Origin of the sequence: Pseudomonas shirazica (assembly GCF_015168335.1) — a bacterium.
In the GTDB taxonomy this organism is placed as follows: Bacteria; Pseudomonadota; Gammaproteobacteria; order Pseudomonadales; family Pseudomonadaceae; genus Aquipseudomonas; species Aquipseudomonas asiatica.
The window spans coordinates 4607899-4626550 of record NZ_CP063456.1 but is presented as its reverse complement, the minus strand read 5'-3'; the positions used below and the strand labels follow the sequence as shown (position 1 = coordinate 4626550).

15 protein-coding genes, 2 tRNA genes, 1 rRNA gene and 1 pseudogene are annotated in these 18652 nt (G+C 62.1%); 8 read left to right on the top strand and 11 right to left on the bottom strand.

Annotated features, from left to right (window positions below; translation table 11 throughout):
• Positions 1-38: 38 nt before the first annotated feature.
• The 5 genes and pseudogenes from IMX18_RS28580 to IMX18_RS21360 all read right to left on the bottom strand — a co-directional run bounded on the left by IMX18_RS28580 (position 39) and on the right by IMX18_RS21360 (position 5394).
• Positions 39-743, bottom strand: coding sequence for a methyl-accepting chemotaxis protein (locus tag IMX18_RS28580; RefSeq protein WP_397427827.1), 705 nt, complete (start codon positions 741-743; stop codon positions 39-41).
• A 201-nt stretch (positions 744-944) separates the two neighbouring features.
• Positions 945-1826, bottom strand: a pseudogene (locus tag IMX18_RS28575) (cache domain-containing protein); the annotation flags it as partial.
• Between the two features lie 322 nt (positions 1827-2148).
• Entirely contained in the window at positions 2149-2559 is a 411-nt protein-coding gene (gene cueR, locus IMX18_RS21370; protein ID WP_061303951.1) for a Cu(I)-responsive transcriptional regulator, read from the bottom strand.
• Positions 2556-4955 (bottom strand): heavy metal translocating P-type ATPase, encoded by a 2400-nt coding sequence (locus IMX18_RS21365; RefSeq protein WP_054572851.1) that lies wholly within the window; start codon positions 4953-4955, stop codon positions 2556-2558. Before IMX18_RS21365 ends, cueR begins: the two co-directional genes overlap by 4 nt.
• Positions 4956-5007: 52 nt before the next feature.
• Positions 5008-5394, bottom strand: coding sequence for a hypothetical protein (locus IMX18_RS21360; RefSeq protein WP_217190786.1), 387 nt, complete (start codon positions 5392-5394; stop codon positions 5008-5010).
• 145 nt (positions 5395-5539) lie between these two features.
• Between IMX18_RS21360 and IMX18_RS21355 the strand changes: the two genes are divergently transcribed.
• Both IMX18_RS21355 and IMX18_RS21350 read left to right on the top strand, forming a co-directional pair.
• A complete protein-coding gene (locus tag IMX18_RS21355; protein WP_015268835.1) occupies positions 5540-5737 on the top strand; it encodes a heavy-metal-associated domain-containing protein in 198 nt (65 codons plus the stop codon).
• 230 nt (positions 5738-5967) lie between these two features.
• A complete protein-coding gene (locus IMX18_RS21350) occupies positions 5968-7149 on the top strand; it encodes a multidrug effflux MFS transporter (protein WP_015268836.1) in 1182 nt (393 codons plus the stop codon).
• Here the strand turns inward: IMX18_RS21350 and IMX18_RS28120 are convergent.
• A complete protein-coding gene (locus IMX18_RS28120; RefSeq protein ID WP_015268837.1) occupies positions 7100-7297 on the bottom strand; it encodes a hypothetical protein in 198 nt (65 codons plus the stop codon). The genes IMX18_RS21350 and IMX18_RS28120 overlap by 50 nt on opposite strands.
• Positions 7298-7784: 487 nt before the next feature.
• On the opposite strand from IMX18_RS28120, the gene IMX18_RS21345 reads away from it, so the two are divergent.
• On the top strand, positions 7785-8498 hold the full coding sequence (locus IMX18_RS21345; protein WP_013970739.1) for an ArsR/SmtB family transcription factor: 714 nt from the start codon (positions 7785-7787) through the stop codon (positions 8496-8498).
• Positions 8499-8529: 31 nt separating this feature from the next.
• On the opposite strand, the gene IMX18_RS21340 is transcribed toward IMX18_RS21345, so the two are convergent.
• The 5 genes from IMX18_RS21340 to IMX18_RS21320 all read right to left on the bottom strand — a co-directional run bounded on the left by IMX18_RS21340 (position 8530) and on the right by IMX18_RS21320 (position 12884).
• Positions 8530-9477, bottom strand: coding sequence for an adenosine deaminase (locus IMX18_RS21340; RefSeq protein ID WP_013970740.1), 948 nt, complete (start codon positions 9475-9477; stop codon positions 8530-8532).
• A gap of 86 nt (positions 9478-9563) precedes the next feature.
• Positions 9564-10250 carry an SDR family oxidoreductase gene (locus IMX18_RS21335; RefSeq protein WP_191471993.1) on the bottom strand — a complete coding sequence of 229 codons (687 nt, stop codon included), beginning with the start codon at positions 10248-10250 and terminating at the stop codon, positions 9564-9566.
• A gap of 369 nt (positions 10251-10619) precedes the next feature.
• Positions 10620-11204, bottom strand: coding sequence for an IMPACT family protein (locus tag IMX18_RS21330; RefSeq protein ID WP_015268839.1), 585 nt, complete (start codon positions 11202-11204; stop codon positions 10620-10622).
• Positions 11205-11213: 9 nt separating this feature from the next.
• Positions 11214-11876: a TetR/AcrR family transcriptional regulator gene (locus tag IMX18_RS21325; RefSeq protein ID WP_003257076.1), complete on the bottom strand. Its 663-nt coding sequence runs from the start codon at positions 11874-11876 to the stop codon at positions 11214-11216.
• A 90-nt stretch (positions 11877-11966) separates the two neighbouring features.
• Complete coding sequence (locus tag IMX18_RS21320) at positions 11967-12884, bottom strand: LysR family transcriptional regulator (RefSeq protein WP_013970743.1); 918 nt, start codon at positions 12882-12884, stop codon at positions 11967-11969.
• Between the two features lie 118 nt (positions 12885-13002).
• On the opposite strand from IMX18_RS21320, the gene aptA reads away from it, so the two are divergent.
• From aptA to IMX18_RS21295, 5 genes are all read left to right on the top strand, one after another.
• Complete coding sequence (aptA, locus tag IMX18_RS21315; RefSeq protein WP_054572853.1) at positions 13003-14349, top strand: omega-aminotransferase AptA; 1347 nt, start codon at positions 13003-13005, stop codon at positions 14347-14349.
• Positions 14350-14422: 73 nt separating this feature from the next.
• Positions 14423-15916 (top strand): CoA-acylating methylmalonate-semialdehyde dehydrogenase, encoded by a 1494-nt coding sequence (locus IMX18_RS21310; RefSeq protein WP_217190784.1) that lies wholly within the window; start codon positions 14423-14425, stop codon positions 15914-15916.
• 952 nt (positions 15917-16868) lie between these two features.
• A 16S ribosomal RNA gene (locus IMX18_RS21305) occupies positions 16869-18405 on the top strand.
• A 77-nt stretch (positions 18406-18482) separates the two neighbouring features.
• A tRNA-Ile gene (locus IMX18_RS21300) sits at positions 18483-18559 on the top strand.
• 6 nt (positions 18560-18565) lie between these two features.
• A tRNA-Ala gene (locus IMX18_RS21295) sits at positions 18566-18641 on the top strand.
• Positions 18642-18652 lie beyond the last annotated feature (11 nt).

Genomic DNA, 18652 nt, shown 5'->3' with positions numbered 1-18652 from the left:
GCCGGCTTGCCGGCGATAAGGCCGGGGCAGGCAAAACATCAGGTACGGAACCTGCGCACCAGTGCATCCAGCTCATTGGACAACCCGGCCAGGCTCTCCGAATCCATCCGCGCCGCTTGGGCCAGTTCGGCCACCAGCTGCGCATCGCCATGAATCTGGCTGATGTGCCGGTTGATGTCTTCGGCCACCTGGTGCTGCTCTTCGGCCGCCGTGGCAATCTGGGTGTTCATGTCGCGGATCACATCCACCGACTCGCGGATCTGCCCGAAGCTGTCACGGGCCAGGCCGATGCGGCTCACCGACTGCTGCGAAACCTCCAGGCTGGCGTGCATCTGTGCGGCCACTTCGGCAGTGCGGCTGGCCAGGTTGCCCAGCAGGCCGTCGATCTCTGCGGTGGAGTCGGCAGTGCGCTTGGCCAGCGCCCGCACCTCGTCGGCAACCACGGCAAAGCCACGGCCCTGCTCGCCGGCACGGGCCGCTTCGATGGCGGCGTTGAGTGCCAGCAGGTTGGTTTGCTCGGCAATCGAGCGGATGGTGCCGAGGATCGACTGGATGGCGTTGCTGTCACGCTCCAGCTGCTGGATCGACTGCGCCGACTGTTCTATCTCCTGGCTCAGGCGGTCAACGCTATGTACCGCGGCATCGATTTGCTGCTGGCCTTCGCGGGCCTGCTGCTGGCCGCTGTCGGCCGACTGTGCCGCCTGGCTGCAGGAACGTGCCACTTCGTTGGCGGTGGCGACCATTTCGTGGAAGGCGGTAGAGACCATGTCCACCGCTTCGCGCTGGCGGCCTGCGGCTTCGGCCATGTCGCTGGAAACGCGGGTCGAGCTGCTGGAGGTGCTGAGTATCTTGCTGGCGGCAGCCCCGATGTGCTGGATCAGGCTGCGAATGGCACCGAGGAACTGGTTGAACCAGCTGGCCAGTTGCGCTGTTTCGTCGCGGCCACGGATCTCCAGGTTGCGGGTCAGGTCGCCCTCGCCCTGGGCGATATCTTCCAGGCCGCTGGTGACGCTGTTGATCGGGCGTACGATCAGCTTGGCGAAGGTGGCACCGACCACGGCGAACAGCGCGGCCAGTACCAGGGCCACCACGCCGATCAGCCAAGTCAGGCGGGTGGTGGTCTGCATCACTTCGCTTTGTTCGATCAGGCCGATCAGGGTCCAGCCCAGCTGTTCGTCCGGGTAGATGTTGGCCATGTAGCGCACGCCATTCAGTTCCACTTCGGCCAGCCCCTTGCCGTGCTTGGCCAGCTCGGCGTACCCGTCGCCAAAGCTCGCCAGTTGCTTGAAGTTATGCTTGGCGTCACGAGGGTCGACCAGTACGTTGCCGTTGTTTTCCACCAGTAGCACGTAGCCGCTTTCGCCCAGCTTGATCTGCTGGACGATCTCGGTAAGGCCTTTGAGCGAGACGTCGACGTTGACCACGCCACCAGGGTTGCCCAGTTGGTTGGCGACGGTGCGCACGGTGCTGACCAGCACGGCGTCGTCGGCAGCCCAGTAGTAGGCGCCGGTACGCAAGGTCTTGCCAGGGTTGGCCATTGCCAATTGGTACCAGGGGCGGGTGCGCGGGTCGTAATTGACGAACTTCTGCCCGGCCGGCCAGCCGACATAGCCACCGTCATTCACCCCGTAGGACAGGTACGCATAGCTGGGATGCGTGGTGGCCAGGCGGGTCATGAACTCCAGCAGCTTGTTGGCCTGGTCGCCCAATTCGTTGGACGGGGTTGCGCTCATGTACTTGTTCAGTTCGCTACCCGTGGCGGCGACCATCGGCTGCGCAGCCAGGTACTCGACATTCTGGTTGATGCCCTGGAAGAAGATGTTCATCGCGTTGCTGACCTGGCGGATTTCCCGGCTGCTGCCATCGAGGAATCCGTCGCGGGCTTCGCCACGCAGGTTGAGGACCACCAAGGTGGCCACAAGGATTATGGGCAAGCCGGCGATGACCGCGAATGCCCAGGTCAGTTTCTGTTTGATGCTCATCGACGCTCCCGGATTTGTTATTTTCGACACACGAGGCAGGTAACAATTGCATCGGCAGCATCCGGGTTTAATGTAGGAAAACGCCCGTATTTATTGGATAAAGTCGCAGTTGGTGACTATTCGGTCGTGTTTGGACGTATATGGCATACCAAACGTTGCGGGTGGCTCAGTGACAGCAGCCATTAGCAGAGCCATTGGCCAGATCCTTGAGGATCGGGCAGTCCGGGCGCTCGTCTCCCTGGCAGTGCGATACCAGTTCGCCAAGGGTGTCGCGCAGGCTCACCAGCTCTTCAATGCGCCGGTTCAGCTCATCGATGTGTTGCATGGCCAGCGCTTTCACATCGGCGCTGGCACGCTGGCGGTCCTGCCACAAGGTCAACAGCTTGCCGACCTCCTCGAGGGAAAAGCCCAGGTCGCGGGAGCGCTTGATGAAGGCCAGGCTGTGCAAGTCTTCCGCCTGGTAAAGGCGGTAGCCGCTGTCACTGCGCGTGGCGGGTTTGAGCAGGCCGATGGACTCGTAGTAACGGATCATCTTGGTGCTGAGCCCGCTGCGGCGGGCGGCCTGGCCTATGTTCATGGGGCCTCCTGGGTGTTGCTGGTGGGTTTCCACGCCTTGAGCCACAGCGCGTTGCTCACCACGCTGACGCTGGACAGGGCCATGGCGGCGCCGGCCAGTACCGGGTTGAGGTAACCCAGCGCGGCCAGCGGGATGCCGATCAGGTTATAGATGAACGCCCAGAACAGGTTCTGGCGGATCTTCGCATAGGTCTTGCGGCTGATCTCCAGGGCGGCCGGTACCAGGCGTGGGTCGCCGCGCATCAGGGTGATGCCGGCGGCCTGCATGGCCACATCGGTACCGCCGCCCATGGCAATGCCGATATCGGCGGCGGCCAGCGCCGGCGCATCATTGATGCCATCCCCGACCATGGCGACCACGCCATCCTGCTTGAGTGCAGTCACGGTCGCGGCCTTGTCGGCCGGCAGCACTTCGGCATGCACGTCGTCGATGCCCAGGGCATCGGCCACCACTTTGGCGCTGCCGCGGTTGTCGCCGGTCAGCAGGTGGCTGCTGATGTGTTGCGCGTGCAGGGTATCGATCGCCTGCGCGGCGCCGGGCTTGAGGCTGTCACCAAAGGCGAACAGGCCCAGCACACGCGGCTGCGCGCCGCGTTCGATAAGCCATGACAGGGTGCGCCCCTCGGCTTCCCAGGCCTGGGCCTTGGCGGCCAGGTCGCCGGGTGGCAGGGCGCTTTCATCGAGCAGGCGGCGGTTGCCCAGGGCCAACTCGCGGCCTTCCACACGCCCGGCAATACCACGCCCGGTCAGCGACTGGCTGTCAGCAACGCCAGGCACGTCCAGGCCCTGTTCGGCACAGGCATCCAGTACCGCCTTGGCCAGCGGGTGTTCGCTGCCGCGCTGCAGGGCACCGGCCAGGCGGTGCAGGTCGGCGCTGCTGCCCACCTGCGCCTGGCTGTGGACAACGCGCGGGCTGCCGGAGGTGAGGGTGCCGGTCTTGTCGAACACCACACGGTTGACCGCATGGGCGCGCTCCAGGGCTTCGGCGTCCTTGATCAGGATGCCATGGCGGGCGGCGACCCCGGTGCCGGCCATGATCGCGGCGGGTGTGGCCAGGCCGAGGGCGCAGGGGCAGGCGATGACCAGTACCGCGACGGCATTGATCAGCGCGGTTTCCAGTGGCGCGCCAGCCAACCACCAACCGACCAGGGTGATCAGCGCCAGTACCAGCACGGCCGGGACGAATACCTGGCTGACCCGGTCGACCAGCTTCTGGATCGGTGCCTTGGCCGCCTGGGCGTCTTCCACCAGGCGGATGATGCGTGCCAGCACGGTTTCGGTACCCAGTGCCTGGGTGCGTACCAGCAGCCGGCCTTCGCCGTTGATGGCGCCACCGGTGACCCTGTCCCCTGGCTGCTTGGGCACCGGCAGGCTCTCGCCGCTGATCAAGGCTTCATCGGCATGGCTGCTGCCGTCTTCCACCACGCCATCGACCGGGAAGCGCTCGCCGGGTTTGACCAGTACCAGGTCGCCGAGGCGCAGTTGTGCAATGGCCACGTCCTCTTCCTGGCCATCGACCAGGCGCACGGCCCGTTCCGGGCGAAGGGCTTCGAGGGCACGGATGGCGCTGGCAGTCTGGCGCTTGGCACGGCTTTCCAGGTACTTGCCCAGCAGCACCAGGGCAATCACCACGGCCGAAGCTTCGAAGTACAGGTGAGGGGCCATGCCGGCGGGGGCTTGCGCCCACTGGTACAGGCTCAGGCCGTAGCCGGCGCTGGTGCCCAGGGCTACCAGCAGGTCCATGTTGCCAGTCCCGGCGCGCACGGCTTTCCAGGCGGCCACGTAGAACCGCGCGCCGAGAATGAACTGCACCGGTGTGGCCAGCAGGAACTGCACCCACGCTGGCAACATCCAGTGCACGCCAAACGGCTGCACCACCATTGGTACCACCAGCGGCAGGGCGAGCAGCAACGCTGCGCCGACCGCCAGGCGTTCGTTACGCAGGCGGTGCTGGGCAGCGTGCTGGTCGTCCTTGGCGGTTTGCGGCAGGCTGGCGCTGTAGCCGGCCTTTTGCACGGCGTCGATCAGCAGGTTGTCGTCGAGGGCCGCGAGCACTTCGAGGTGAGCGCGTTCGCTGGCCAGGTTGACGCTGACCCGTTCAACACCCGGCAGCTTGCCGAGAGCGCGCTCTACGCGGCCGACGCAACTGGCGCAGGTCATGCCGCCAATCTGCAGTTCGACGGTGCGGGTGGGCACGCCATAGCCGGCTTCGCGTATGGCCTCGACCAGCGCGGGCAGACTGTTGGCCGGGGCCTGGACCCGGGCCTGTTCGGTGGCGAGGTTGACGCTGACCTGTTCAGTGCCGGTGACCTTGCGCAGGGCGCGTTCGACCCGGCCGGCACAACTGGCGCAGGTCATGCCGGAGATCGGCAGGTCGTATGTGGTGGATGCGGGCATGGCTCTCCTCCTTGGACAGGCCTCCAGCATCAACCTTGCCACGCAGGTAAGGTCAATAGCCCAGGCCGGCTCGCTTCAACTCCAGCCCATATTGCCCCATGGCGATGCGGTATTTGTTGATCTGGCCCGCCTGCAGGTCCAGTCGTGTGCTGCGTTGGTCCTCGACACCCGGGGCGCAGCCGGGCATTTGCCCGGGCAGCAGGCGCAGGCGCACGTCCACCGGGCCGGGCGGCAGGTTGAACGAGGTGGACTGCTCCTGGAACACGCGCCCGGAGAGCTGGTCGTTGAGGTAGATGCCGATTTCGCAACTGGTGGCCACTTCCAGACGCTCCCGGGTAATGATCAGCACGCTGTAGTCCGAGTTGCCCTCGGCGCTGGCCGGTGGCACTGCAGCCAGCGTGCTCAATAGCCCGACGACGCCCAATGCTGCCCTGAACATGAAGAATCTCCTGCTTGCCTGATCATCAAAGGCGCAGCTTGGCCGACGCGCGCGCGGATTTCCACCCCGGCTGGTGTCGGCAAGTCTTGACCTTGCCCCGATGGCAAGCTTGAGACTTGTGGAAAACCCGAAGGAGGTAACCCCCATGCAAGTGTTCAATGTACAAGGCATGACCTGTGGCCATTGCGTGAAAGCCGTGACCCGGGCGGTGCAGGAACAGGATGCCGCGGCCAAGGTGGAGGTCGATCTGGCGGCCAGGCAGGTACGGGTGCAGAGCGAGTTGGCTCAGGAGCAGATCCTCACGGCCATTCGCGATGAGGGTTATCAGGCCGACGTAGCCTGATCAGGCTATGCGCTGAACTCTGAGCGGCCTTGTGTCGCGATGGGCCGCAAGGCGGCCCCAGGATATTGGCATCGATGCATGACTTGCTGGGGCCGCTTTGCGGCCCATCGCGACACAAGGCCGCTCCTACAGGGGCCGCGCCAGGGCCTGTATTGTTGCAAATGTTTTCATGTCGATAGGGCCCGCAGCAGGTAGAATCGAGCACTTGCTTAGCCTGCTATGGATTCCTGATGAACCTGCGAATGGTGCTCATCCTGGGCGCACTCAGTGCGTTCGGGCCCTTGGCGATCGACTTCTACCTGCCTGCTTTCCCGGCCATGGCGCAGGCGTTCGCCACCGATGAAAAACACGTCCAGGCCACTTTGGCCGCCTACTTCCTTGGCCTGTCCATCGGGCAACTGGCCTACGGGCCGGTGGCTGACCGCTTTGGCCGACGCAAGCCGCTGATGTTCGGGGTGACCCTGTTCACCCTGGCGTCACTGGCCTGTGCCTATGCCCCCAACCTCGATACCCTGGTGCTGGCGCGGTTTGTCCAGGCGTTGGGCGGTTGCGCCGGGATGGTGCTTTCGCGGGCCATCGTCAGTGACAAGTGCGACCCGGTGGCCTCGGCCAAAGTGTTCTCGCAGCTGATGCTAGTCATGGGCCTGGCGCCAATCCTGGCACCGATGCTGGGCGGGGTGCTGGTGAACGTGGCCGGCTGGCAATCGATCTTCCTCGCCCTGAGCCTGTTCAGTGCCGGCTGCCTGCTGGCGGTCAGCCTGGGCCTGCCGGAAAGCCTGCCCGAGCACATACCGCGGCAACCGCTGTCTGGCGCCATGCGCCAATACTTGCGTCTGTTCGCTGACCGGGTGTTCGTCGGCCATGCCCTGACCGGTGGTATCGCCATCGCCGGCATGTTTGCCTACATCGCCGGTTCACCTTTCGTGTTCATCAAGCTCTACGGCGTGCCGGCCGAGCATTACGGCTGGTTGTTCGGCACCAATGCCGCCGGCTTCATCCTGGTGGCGCAGGTGAATGCACGCTTGCTGGCCAAGCGCGGGCCGGCGTTTCTGTTGGCGCGTGCGGTGTGGCTGTACCTGGCTGCGGGCTTGGTGTTGCTGGCCGTGGCGGCAATGCGGCCAACACAGCTGTGGCCACTGCTGGTACCGCTGTTCGTCTGCATCTCCAGCCTTGGCTGCATCATCCCCAACGCCTCTGCCTGTGCCATGAGCGGGCAGGGGGCGCGGGCCGGCAGTGCCTCGGCGCTGATGGGCTGCCTGCAGTTCAGCGTTGCCGCCGGCGCAGCAGCGCTGGTCGGGCTGCTGCATGATGGCAGTGCGGTACCGATGGCGCTGGTGATCAGCCTGTGCGGGGCGCTGGTGGTCAGTGTCGCGCTGCTGACCCGACGCTTGCCGGCCAAGGCTCCCGCATAAGCGGGTGAGGTGCATGCAGGCGGGTTTCCAGCGTGGCGACGAAGGCACGCGCCTCGGCCTCGCTGCGGAAACTGACCACGTGTTGATCGAGCTGGACCTGCCAGGGGCAAGCGGGGTTTCGGCTCGACGCACTGACGACAATTTTCATCGCGGCATACCTCCAAAGGGGGAGAGCGGATGAAGTGTAGCGCTGCACCTTCTGCCCGCCATGACCTGCATCAGTGTCCTGACTGACGGTCGGCAAGAATGTTTTCTACATGTTTTTTCCTGCTTGGGGTGCAATGCCCGCAAGCACGTGGAACCTTCGCTTTGGCTTGCGCTACTTGTGGAAATTGGTTGTCGGCCGCGTCCGAAGTTGCATCCGGTGTTTTTTCCGCCTGTCGTTCCCGGGCTCCTGCCATGTGTGCCGGGCTGCTTGCCCACGCGGTCCGGGCAGCTTTCACGCACTGCTTCACTGCTTGCCATGGGTAGGCATACCCAGTGGTATTTTGCCTGTGGCACCACTGCGCGGCGCTGCCTGAATGGCGTTTTTTGCGGCTTATACTGGCGAACCAGGCCAGTGCCAGCGAGAGGCGCTTCCCTGCCAAGGGTGGCCATCGCATCCACACAGTGAACTTGCAGGGAGTTACAGGGACATGAACGCAGCCAGCAGTATCAGCCAGATTGCCAGCCTGATGGCCGACCCCAAGCGCAGTGCCATGTTGTGGGCATTGATCGATGGTACGCCGCGGCTGGCCAACGAGCTCGCGGTAATGACAGGCCTGACCTCGTCATCGGCCTGCGCTCATCTTTCGTTGTTGTCGTCGGCCGGTTTGCTCCGGCACGAAGCGCGGGGGCGCAAGCGCTACTTCCGGCTGGCCACCCCGCAAGTCGGGGCAGCGGTGGAGGCCCTGGCCAGTGTCCAGTTGGAGAGTGCCAGGGGGGAGCGGGCCAAGGCACCGGTATCACCGCTGCCCATGTCGATACGCAGGGCGCGTCGCTGTGGCGATCACCTGGGTGGGGAACTGGCCGGTGAGCTGTATCACCGTCTGGTGGTGGCCGGCTGGCTGGAGGGTAGTGGTCGGCAGTTGATGGTAAGCGAAGAGGGGCGGACGCAGCTGGCTTTGGTCGGGGTCTACATCGATGCCTTGGCGCCGCACCAGCAACGTGGCTGCGTGATCTGCCGCTGCACCGAGTGGAACGACCAGGGGCCGCACCTGGGCGGCGTGCTGGGGCAGGCCTTGTTCCGGCTGTTCCTGCAATCTGGCTGGATGCGCGAGGCCGAGGACTCGCGGGCATTGCATATTTCTGCGTTGGGTATCCAGCAGATCAATCGCATTGCCCGCGTGCCGACGTTGCAGGTAGGTTGACGGCGCCACAGATATGTCGCCGTCAGGTCATTCAGGCCAGCCGGGCATCCAGGCTGTTCTGGGCCAGTCGACGGGCCTGGTCTTCGGTCATGCCCAAATGGGTGTACAGGGCGTGGAAGTTTTCGGTGACATAGCCGCCGAAGTAGGCCGGGTCGTCAGAGTTGACCGTGACCTTCACGCCGCGCTCGAGCATCTCGAGGATGTTGTGTTGGCTCATGTGGTCGAACACGCACAGCTTGGTGTTCGACAGCGGGCACACCGTGAGCGGGATCTGCTCGTCGATGATGCGCTGCATCAGGCGCTCGTCCTCGATGGCGCGCACACCGTGGTCGATACGCTTGACCTTCAGCAGGTCCAGGGCTTCCCAGATGTACTCGGGCGGGCCTTCCTCGCCGGCATGGGCAACGGCGACCAGGCCTTCGCTGCGGGCGCGGTCGAACACTCGCTGGAACTTGCTCGGTGGGTGCCCCATTTCCGAGCTGTCCAGGCCAACGGCGATGAACGCATCGCGGAATGGCAGGGCCTGGTCGAGGGTTTTCTGTGCTTCATCTTCGCTGAGGTGGCGCAGGAAGCTGAGGATCAGGCCACTGCTGATGCCCAGTTGCTCGCGACCGTCCTTCAACGCCTGGTTGATGCCGTTGAGCACCACCTCGAAGGGGATACCGCGGTCGGTGTGGGTCTGTGGGTCGAAGAACGGTTCGGTGTGGATCACGTTCTGCGCCTTGCAGCGTTGCAGGTAGGCCCAGGTCAGGTCGTAGAAGTCCTGCTCGGTGCGCAGCACGTCGGCGCCTTGGTAATACAGGTCGAGGAACTCCTGCAGGTTGTTGAAGGCATAGGCACCGCGCAAGGTCTCCACATCGGCCCAGGGCAGGGCGATCTTGTTGCGCTCGGCCAGGGCGAACAGCAGCTCGGGCTCCAGCGAGCCTTCCAGGTGCAGGTGCAGTTCTGCCTTGGGCAGGGCGTTCAACCAGTCATACATGGTGGGTCATCTCGATCAGGTACGGTTGCCGCCATTCTACAGAGCCTGGCCGGGCATTGCGCACGGCCAGGCTGCGACCTGGTGAATCACCAGACCAAGGGTTCGCCCTTGTAGTTGATGAAGCGCAGGCCGCCGTTGCCGCTTTGCGCCTTGATCTGTTCAAGCATGCCGCGGGTGCTGGTCAGCACGTCGATCTCGGCGTTTTCACCGCCCATGTCGGTTTTCACCCAGCCCGGGTGCATGGCCAGTACGCAAAGGTCGGGGCGTTGTTGCTCGACGACGAAGCTGTTGATCATCGAGTTCAGGGCCGCCTTGCTGGCCTTGTACAGGCAGATTTCGCCGCCATCGGGGATGGTCACGCTGCCCAGGATCGAGCTCATGAAGGCCAGCACGCCGCTGCCTTCGCGTACCTGGCCGACCAGGCGGCGGGCCACGCGGATTGGCGCCACGGCGTTGGTCATGAACAGGTCGCCGATGTCCTTGTTCTGCACCGTCTCCAGGTCTTGCGGCAGAGGCCCCATGACCCCGGCGTTGATGAACACCAGGTCGAAGACTTGGTCTTGCAGGCGTTGCTTGAGGCCATCGAGCTGGGCCGTGTCGTTCATTTCCAGCTGTTCGATGCGCACGCCGGGCACGTTCGCCAAGGCGCCGGGCTGCTGCGGGTTGCGCACGGTGGCGGTGATGTTCCAGCCGTCTTCCTGCAGGCGTTGCACCAGGCCCAGGCCCAGCCCGCGTGAGGCGCCGATGATGAGTGCGGTTTTTGCGTTAGCCATTTGGATGCGCTCCGTGATCGGTTCGAAGAAGGATATTGAGGATAATGCACTGTGGTGCCGAGCGCCTCGTGGTGGGCTGTACGAAAAATCACCAGTTGCGTCAGGCCCTTGTACGGCGTGGCCTTCGGCCTGTTGGCGCACGGGTTATCCACAAGCTGGTCCACAGTTATTGTGTGCAAGCGCAGATGGCTTGCGGGGGGTACGCAGGCTGGGGACTTGGGGATAACCTCAGGAGCATCAACGGTTTGCGGCTGTCATCAAATGGTGATCAAAATATGATCAAGCCTCTGTAGCCCTTGATTAATGCTGCCTGCAAGCGAATGCCCCAAGCTTATCCACAGGCCGGCCCACAGTTGTTGTGGGCAATGTTCAACGTGCTTCGAGCAGAATGCGCCCGCGGCTCAAGTCGGCCAACTGCTGCTGAATTTGCGCCAGATGGGTGTCGCCGAGTGCAATCAGCAGGTCCACGCCATTGGCGGTGAATTGTTCGTCCAGAACCAGGCCGTCAACCTCTGCCAGGCGCAGCTTCACCAGTGCCAGTTCGCTGAAACTGCAACTGCAGGTGAATTCGCTGCGCTGCACCAGAAGCCGCTTGGGTGCCTGTTGCAGGCATTTGTTTGCGCCGCCGCCGTAGGCCCTGGCCAAGCCGCCAGTTCCCAGCTGAATGCCGCCGTACCAGCGGATTACCAGCACCACCACCTGGTCGCAGTCCTGCGCCTCGATGGCCGCGAGGATTGGCCGCCCCGCGGTACCGCCAGGTTCGCCGTCATCGCTGCTGCGGTACTGGGCGCCAAGCTTCCAGGCCCAGCAGTTGTGGGTGGCGGCCAGGTCGCTGTGGCGTTCGATGAAACTCATCGCGTCGGCGGCACTGCTGATCGGCCCGGCCAGGGTGATGAAGCGGCTTTTGCGGATTTCCTCGCGGTACTCGCAGAGGTCGAGCAGGGTAGAAGGCATAAATGACGATCAGGCAGCCGGCTTGATGCCGCAGCCCTTCAAAATGATGTGGATAAGATTGTTGCTCGCGTCTTCCATGTCCTGCTTGGTCAGGCGGCTGCGGCCGGTCACCTGGCAGATCTGGGTGGCGAAGTCGGCGTAGTGCTGGGTGCTGCCCCACAGCAGGAAGATCAGGTGCACCGGGTCGACCGGGTCCATCTTTCCGGCTTCGATCCAGGCCTGGAACACCGCGGCCCGGCCGCGGAACCATTCGCGGTAGTCGGCACTGAAGTATTCGCTCAGGCAGGTGCCGCCGCTGATCACTTCCATGGCGAAAATCCGCGAGGCTTGCGGGTTGCGCCGGGAGAACTCCATCTTGGTGCGGATGTACTGGCTCAGGGCTTCGCCCGGATCGTCGTCGACGCTCAAGGCGTTGAAGGTGCTGTCCCACAACTCGATGATGTTGCTGAGTACGGCAATGTACAGGCCCAGCTTGTTGGTGAAGTAGTAATGCAGATTGGCCTTGGGCAACCCCGCCTTGAGGGCGATGGTGTTCATGCTGGTGCCCTTGAAACCATGGCGGGCAAACTCGTCTTCGGCGGCCTGGATAATGGCCTGTTCGTTCTTCTGGCGGATGCGGCCCGCGGGCTTGCCCGAGGCGGAGAGGCGATGCGCAGGGACTTCTAGGGTCATGGACGATTCCGTACGGGTCAGTGGCTGCGGCTGTCGGACAAGATTACCTGCCTGTGCCGAAGTGACAAGCGTTTGCGGCACAGACTGGCATCAGCGTGTCGCAGCCAGGCTTTCGAGGAAGCTTTCCAGTACCAGGTTCGGCCGCCGGCCCTTGCGCGTTACCCAGCTGAGACTCAGGTCATAGAAGCGTTCCCGGGGCTTGAGGGCACGCAAGCGGCCTTGCTGCACCCAGAACGTGGCGTAGTGGTCTGGCAGGTAGCCGATGTAGCGCCCGGTAAGGATGAGAAACGCCATGCCTTCGCGGTCCGAAGCACTGGCCGTGCAATTCAGTGCCTGGTAATGCGCCTGGATTTCGGCCGGCAGGCGGAAGGTGGGGGTGATGGCTTCCTGGCTGTTGAGGCGGTCGTCGTCGATCTGCTGGTCATCGGCATAGAACAGCGGGTGGCCGACTGCGCAGTACAGCAGTGAGCGCTCACTGTACAGCGGCTGGTACTCGAGGCCCGACAGCGGGCTGGTCTGCGGCACCACGCCGACATGCAGGCTGCCATCGAGTACACCGTGCTCGACCTGGCTGGGTGCGATCATGCGGATCTGGATGCGCACATCGGGGCCGCGGTCCTTGAGCTCGGCCAGGGCATGGGTAATGCGCATGTGCGGCAGCGTCACAAGGTTGTCGGTCAGGCCAATGTTCAGCTCCCCACGCAAATGCTGGTGCAGGCCGTTGACCTCGGTGCGGAAGCTTTCCAGGGCGCTGAGCAGTTGCAGCGCCGAGTGGTAGACCTCGCGGCCTTCCTCGGTCAGTGAGAACCCGGCGCGGCCGCGCTGGCACAGGCGCAGGCCGAGGCGTTGCTCGAGGTCGTTCATCTGCTGGCTGATGGCCGAACGGCCAATGCCCAGCACGTTTTCGGCGGCCGAGAAACCGCCGCACTCTACGACACTGCGGTAGATCTTCAGCAGGCGGATGTCAAAATCGCTGACTTGGGCGAGTGGATCGGGGCGTCGGCTCATTAGTTTAGTCAGGGCCTGTCTGAAGATTAGAAATGTTGGCTTTTCCAGACTTTATCGCCGTGCCAATTTAGCTGCAACAACATCCATCGTTGCCTAATCGTCTTCCGAGGAACCGCCGATGAACATGCCCGAAACCGCCCCCGCCGGTATCGCCAGCCAGCTCAAGCTGGATGCGCACTGGATGCCCTACACCGCCAACCGCAACTTCCAGCGCGACCCACGCCTGATCGTGGCGGCCGAAGGCAGCTACCTGTTCGACGACCAGGGGCGCAAGATCTTCGATGCCCTGTCCGGTTTGTGGACCTGCGGCGCCGGGCACACCCGCAAGGAAATCACCGAAGCGGTGGCTCGCCAGATCGGCACACTGGACTACTCCCCTGCCTTCCAGTTCGGCCACCCGCTGTCGTTCCAGCTGGCCGAGAAGATCACCGAACTTACCCCGGGCGACCTGAACCATGTGTTCTATACCAACTCCGGTTCCGAGTGTGCCGACACCGCGCTGAAGATGGTGCGTGCCTACTGGCGCCTGAAAGGCCAGGCGACCAAGACCAAGATCATCGGCCGTGCTCGCGGCTACCACGGCGTGAACATCGCCGGCACCAGCCTCGGTGGCGTCAACGGTAACCGCAAGCTGTTCGGTCAGCTGCTGGATGTCGACCATCTGCCTCACACCGTGCTGCCGGTCAACGCCTTCTCCAAAGGCATGCCCGAGGAGGGTGGTATCGCCCTCGCTGACGAGATGCTCAAGCTGATCGAGCTGCACGACGCCTCCAACATCGCTGCCGTGATCGTCGAGCCGCTGGCAGGTTCGGCTGGTGTTCTGCCGCCGCCGAAGGGTTACCTGAAGCGCCTGCGTGAAATCTGCACCCAGCACAACATCTTGCTGATCTTCGACGAAGTGATTACCGGCTTCGGTCGCATGGGCGCGATGACTGGCTCCGAAGCCTTCGGCGTGACCCCGGACCTTATGTGCATCGCCAAGCAGGTGACCAACGGCGCTATCCCGATGGGCGCGGTTATCGCCAGCAGCGAGATCTACCAGACCTTCATGAACCAGCCGACCCCGGAGTACGCCGTGGAATTCCCGCACGGCTACACCTACTCGGCCCACCCGGTAGCCTGCGCCGCCGGTATCGCCGCGCTGGACCTGCTGCAGAAGGAAAACCTGGTGCAGGCCGCCGCCGAGCTAGCGCCGCACTTCGAGAAGCTGCTGCATGGCGTGAAGGGCACCAAGAACATCGTCGATATCCGCAACTACGGCCTGGCCGGCGCGATCCAGATCGCTGCCCGCGACGGTGATGCCATCGTGCGTCCGTACGAGGCAGCGATGAAACTGTGGAAGGCAGGCTTCTATGTACGCTTCGGTGGCGACACCCTGCAGTTCGGCCCAACCTTCAACACCACGCCGCAGGAACTGGATCGCCTGTTCGACGCAGTAGGCGAAACCCTGAACCTGATCGACTGATCTTTCCGATTCTGATGCCTGGCGCGTGAACGCATCGCGCGCCTGCCTCAACCTTCTTTATCTGGAGTTTTGCATGAGCATTGTTCAGCACCTGATCCATGGCGAACTGGTTACCAAGGGTGAGCGCACCGCCGATGTCTTCAACCCGTCCAGCGGCCAGGCCGTGCGCAAAGTCGAGTTGGCCAGCCGCGCGACCGTGCAGGAAGCGATCGATTCGGCCAAGGCTGCCTTCCCGGCCTGGCGCAACACCCCACCGGCCAAGCGCGCCCAGGTGATGTTCCGCTTCAAGCAACTGCTGGAGCAGAATGAAGCACGAATCTCGCAGATGATCAGCGAAGAGCACGGCAAGACTCTGGAAGATGCTGCCGGCGAACTGAAGCGTGGCATCGAGAACGTCGAGTTCGCCTGCGCCGCGCCGGAAGTACTGAAAGGCGAGTACAGCCGCAACGTCGGCCCGAACATCGATGCCTGGTCCGACTTCCAGCCGCTGGGCGTGGTTGCCGGTATCACCCCGTTCAACTTTCCGGCCATGGTGCCGCTGTGGATGTACCCACTGGCCATCGCCTGCGGCAACGCCTTCATCCTCAAGCCTTCCGAGCGCGACCCGAGCTCGACTCTGTTCATCGCCCAGCTGCTGCTGGAAGCCGGCCTTCCGAAGGGTATCCTCAACGTGGTGCATGGCGACAAGGAAGCGGTGGATGCGCTGATCGAAGCGCCGGAAGTGAAGGCCCTGAGCTTCGTCGGTTCGACTCCGATCGCCGAGTACATTTACGCTGAAGGCACCAAGCGCGGCAAGCGTGTGCAGGCCCTGGGTGGTGCAAAGAACCATGCGGTGCTGATGCCGGATGCCGACCTGGACAATGCCGTGAGCGCACTGATGGGTGCGGCCTACGGTTCGTGCGGCGAGCGTTGCATGGCCATTTCGGTGGCGGTATGCGTGGGTGACCAGGTGGCTGACGCCCTGATTGCCAAGCTGGAACCGCAGATCAAGGCACTGAAGATTGGGGCCGGCACCTCGTGCGGCCTGGACATGGGGCCGCTGGTGACGGCTGCTGCCCGTGACAAGGTAGTGGGCTACATCGATGACGGTGTTGCTGCTGGCGCCAAGCTGGTGGTGGATGGCCGTGGCTTCCGTGTGGCTGGTAATGAGGATGGCTACTTCGTCGGTGGCACCCTGTTCGACAAGGTGACCCCGGAGATGCGTATCTATAAGGAAGAGATCTTCGGCCCGGTGCTGTGCGTAGTGCGTGTGAACAGCCTGGAGCAGGCCATGCAACTGATCAACGATCATGAGTATGGCAACGGCACCTGCATCTTCACCCGTGACGGTGAAGCGGCGCGCCTGTTCTGCGACGAGATCGAAGTGGGCATGGTCGGTGTGAACGTACCGCTGCCGGTGCCGGTGGCCTACCACAGCTTTGGTGGCTGGAAGCGCTCGCTGTTCGGTGACCTGCATGCCTATGGTCCGGACGGTGTGCGCTTCTATACCCGTCGCAAGGCGATTACCCAGCGCTGGCCGCAGCGGGCCAGCCATGAGGCTTCGCAGTTTGCGTTCCCTAGTTTGTAAGGGATGAAGCAGAAGCGGGGAGGCCGACAGGCCTCCCCGCTTTGTTTTTGGGGTTTGGTGTTTTGGCTTTTTGTTGTCGTGTGCGTCAGGGCGGCTATGGGCCTGTCTTGAGATGGCATTGGCTTTGAGAGGTGCCTGTCTTGGGTTTTCTGGCGCCTGTGAGATCGAGCGCCGCCCGCGCGGCGCTTCGCAGCACAAGGCTGCTCCTACCGTTTGTTTCGGGCCAATTATTCCTGTGAGAACGGCACGCGACCGCCTTGGCGTCCACCTCGATGTCGCGTCGGGCAAACAAGGCGGTCGCGTGCGCAGGCACAGGCGTGACTGGCCCGAAACAGATGTAGGAGCAGCCTTGTGCTGCGAAGCGCCGCGCGGGCGGCGCTCGATCTCATAGGCGCAGAAGGTGTTGTGGCGAACATCTGGTGGCCTTTATAAGGTCTTCGCCTGGGATATTTCAAATAAATGAAATTAACCCTTGACCGCCTTCTGAATCCCCTTATAATGCGCCCCACTTCCAGCGACGCCGGAACGACAAACTCCTTGATTTTCAAAGAGTTAGATAGTTGAAGCGAAGTTGAAAGGGCTACGATCAAATGATCGGCAGCGGTTGAGATGATGGTTGACAGCGCTTCTAAACGCTGTATGATTCGCCTCCCGCTACGAGAGATCGCGGCGAGTCAAGTGTTTGAAGCTAAACGAGTTTCTCGCAAAAAACTTCAAAATAAACGCTTGACAGCAAATGAGGAAAGCGTAGAATGCGCGCCTCGGTTGAGACGAAAGGCTCTTAACCAAACGCTCTTTAACAAATCGAATCAAGCAATTCGTGTGGGTGCTTGTGAGTACGGACTGATAGTCACAAAGATTATCAGCATCACAAGTGGCCATGCGAGAAATCACATAGTCATTTGAGATTGCTGAGCCAAGTTTAGGGTTTCTTAAAAACCCAAGCAGTATTGAACTGAAGAGTTTGATCATGGCTCAGATTGAACGCTGGCGGCAGGCCTAACACATGCAAGTCGAGCGGATGACGGGAGCTTGCTCCTTGATTCAGCGGCGGACGGGTGAGTAATGCCTAGGAATCTGCCTGGTAGTGGGGGACAACGTTTCGAAAGGAACGCTAATACCGCATACGTCCTACGGGAGAAAGCAGGGGACCTTCGGGCCTTGCGCTATCAGATGAGCCTAGGTCGGATTAGCTAGTTGGTGAGGTAATGGCTCACCAAGGCGACGATCCGTAACTGGTCTGAGAGGATGATCAGTCACACTGGAACTGAGACACGGTCCAGACTCCTACGGGAGGCAGCAGTGGGGAATATTGGACAATGGGCGAAAGCCTGATCCAGCCATGCCGCGTGTGTGAAGAAGGTCTTCGGATTGTAAAGCACTTTAAGTTGGGAGGAAGGGCAGTAAGTTAATACCTTGCTGTTTTGACGTTACCGACAGAATAAGCACCGGCTAACTCTGTGCCAGCAGCCGCGGTAATACAGAGGGTGCAAGCGTTAATCGGAATTACTGGGCGTAAAGCGCGCGTAGGTGGTTCGTTAAGTTGGATGTGAAAGCCCCGGGCTCAACCTGGGAACTGCATCCAAAACTGGCGAGCTAGAGTACGGTAGAGGGTGGTGGAATTTCCTGTGTAGCGGTGAAATGCGTAGATATAGGAAGGAACACCAGTGGCGAAGGCGACCACCTGGACTGATACTGACACTGAGGTGCGAAAGCGTGGGGAGCAAACAGGATTAGATACCCTGGTAGTCCACGCCGTAAACGATGTCAACTAGCCGTTGGAATCCTTGAGATTTTAGTGGCGCAGCTAACGCATTAAGTTGACCGCCTGGGGAGTACGGCCGCAAGGTTAAAACTCAAATGAATTGACGGGGGCCCGCACAAGCGGTGGAGCATGTGGTTTAATTCGAAGCAACGCGAAGAACCTTACCAGGCCTTGACATGCAGAGAACTTTCCAGAGATGGATTGGTGCCTTCGGGAACTCTGACACAGGTGCTGCATGGCTGTCGTCAGCTCGTGTCGTGAGATGTTGGGTTAAGTCCCGTAACGAGCGCAACCCTTGTCCTTAGTTACCAGCACGTTATGGTGGGCACTCTAAGGAGACTGCCGGTGACAAACCGGAGGAAGGTGGGGATGACGTCAAGTCATCATGGCCCTTACGGCCTGGGCTACACACGTGCTACAATGGTCGGTACAGAGGGTTGCCAAGCCGCGAGGTGGAGCTAATCTCACAAAACCGATCGTAGTCCGGATCGCAGTCTGCAACTCGACTGCGTGAAGTCGGAATCGCTAGTAATCGCGAATCAGAATGTCGCGGTGAATACGTTCCCGGGCCTTGTACACACCGCCCGTCACACCATGGGAGTGGGTTGCACCAGAAGTAGCTAGTCTAACCTTCGGGAGGACGGTTACCACGGTGTGATTCATGACTGGGGTGAAGTCGTAACAAGGTAGCCGTAGGGGAACCTGCGGCTGGATCACCTCCTTAATCGACGACATCAGCCTGCTGATGAGCTCCCACACGAATTGCTTGATTCATGGTTGAAGACGATCAAGACCCTATATAGGTCTGTAGCTCAGTTGGTTAGAGCGCACCCCTGATAAGGGTGAGGTCGGCAGTTCAAATCTGCCCAGACCTACCAATATTTGGGGCCATAGCTCAGCTGGGAGAGCGCCTGCCTTGCACGCAGGAGGTCAGCGGTTCGATCCCGCTTGGCTCCACCACTTGCTTTACT

Excerpts from the sequence above, each read along its gene's own strand:
- IMX18_RS28580 (WP_397427827.1), bottom strand. The coding sequence starts at position 743 with ATGGTCGCCACCGCCAACGAAGTGGCACGTTCCTGCAGCCAGGCGGCA.
- cueR (WP_061303951.1), bottom strand. The coding sequence starts at position 2,559 with ATGAACATAGGCCAGGCCGCCCGCCGCAGCGGGCTCAGCACCAAGATG.
- IMX18_RS21365 (WP_054572851.1), bottom strand. The coding sequence starts at position 4,955 with ATGCCCGCATCCACCACATACGACCTGCCGATCTCCGGCATGACCTGC.
- IMX18_RS21360 (WP_217190786.1), bottom strand. The coding sequence starts at position 5,394 with ATGTTCAGGGCAGCATTGGGCGTCGTCGGGCTATTGAGCACGCTGGCT.
- IMX18_RS21355 (WP_015268835.1), top strand. The coding sequence starts at position 5,540 with ATGCAAGTGTTCAATGTACAAGGCATGACCTGTGGCCATTGCGTGAAA.
- IMX18_RS21350 (WP_015268836.1), top strand. The coding sequence starts at position 5,968 with ATGAACCTGCGAATGGTGCTCATCCTGGGCGCACTCAGTGCGTTCGGG.
- IMX18_RS28120 (WP_015268837.1), bottom strand. The coding sequence starts at position 7,297 with ATGAAAATTGTCGTCAGTGCGTCGAGCCGAAACCCCGCTTGCCCCTGG.
- IMX18_RS21345 (WP_013970739.1), top strand. The coding sequence starts at position 7,785 with ATGAACGCAGCCAGCAGTATCAGCCAGATTGCCAGCCTGATGGCCGAC.
- IMX18_RS21340 (WP_013970740.1), bottom strand. The coding sequence starts at position 9,477 with ATGTATGACTGGTTGAACGCCCTGCCCAAGGCAGAACTGCACCTGCAC.
- IMX18_RS21335 (WP_191471993.1), bottom strand. The coding sequence starts at position 10,250 with ATGGCTAACGCAAAAACCGCACTCATCATCGGCGCCTCACGCGGGCTG.
- IMX18_RS21330 (WP_015268839.1), bottom strand. The coding sequence starts at position 11,204 with ATGCCTTCTACCCTGCTCGACCTCTGCGAGTACCGCGAGGAAATCCGC.
- IMX18_RS21325 (WP_003257076.1), bottom strand. The coding sequence starts at position 11,876 with ATGACCCTAGAAGTCCCTGCGCATCGCCTCTCCGCCTCGGGCAAGCCC.
- IMX18_RS21320 (WP_013970743.1), bottom strand. The coding sequence starts at position 12,884 with ATGAGCCGACGCCCCGATCCACTCGCCCAAGTCAGCGATTTTGACATC.
- aptA (WP_054572853.1), top strand. The coding sequence starts at position 13,003 with ATGAACATGCCCGAAACCGCCCCCGCCGGTATCGCCAGCCAGCTCAAG.
- IMX18_RS21310 (WP_217190784.1), top strand. The coding sequence starts at position 14,423 with ATGAGCATTGTTCAGCACCTGATCCATGGCGAACTGGTTACCAAGGGT.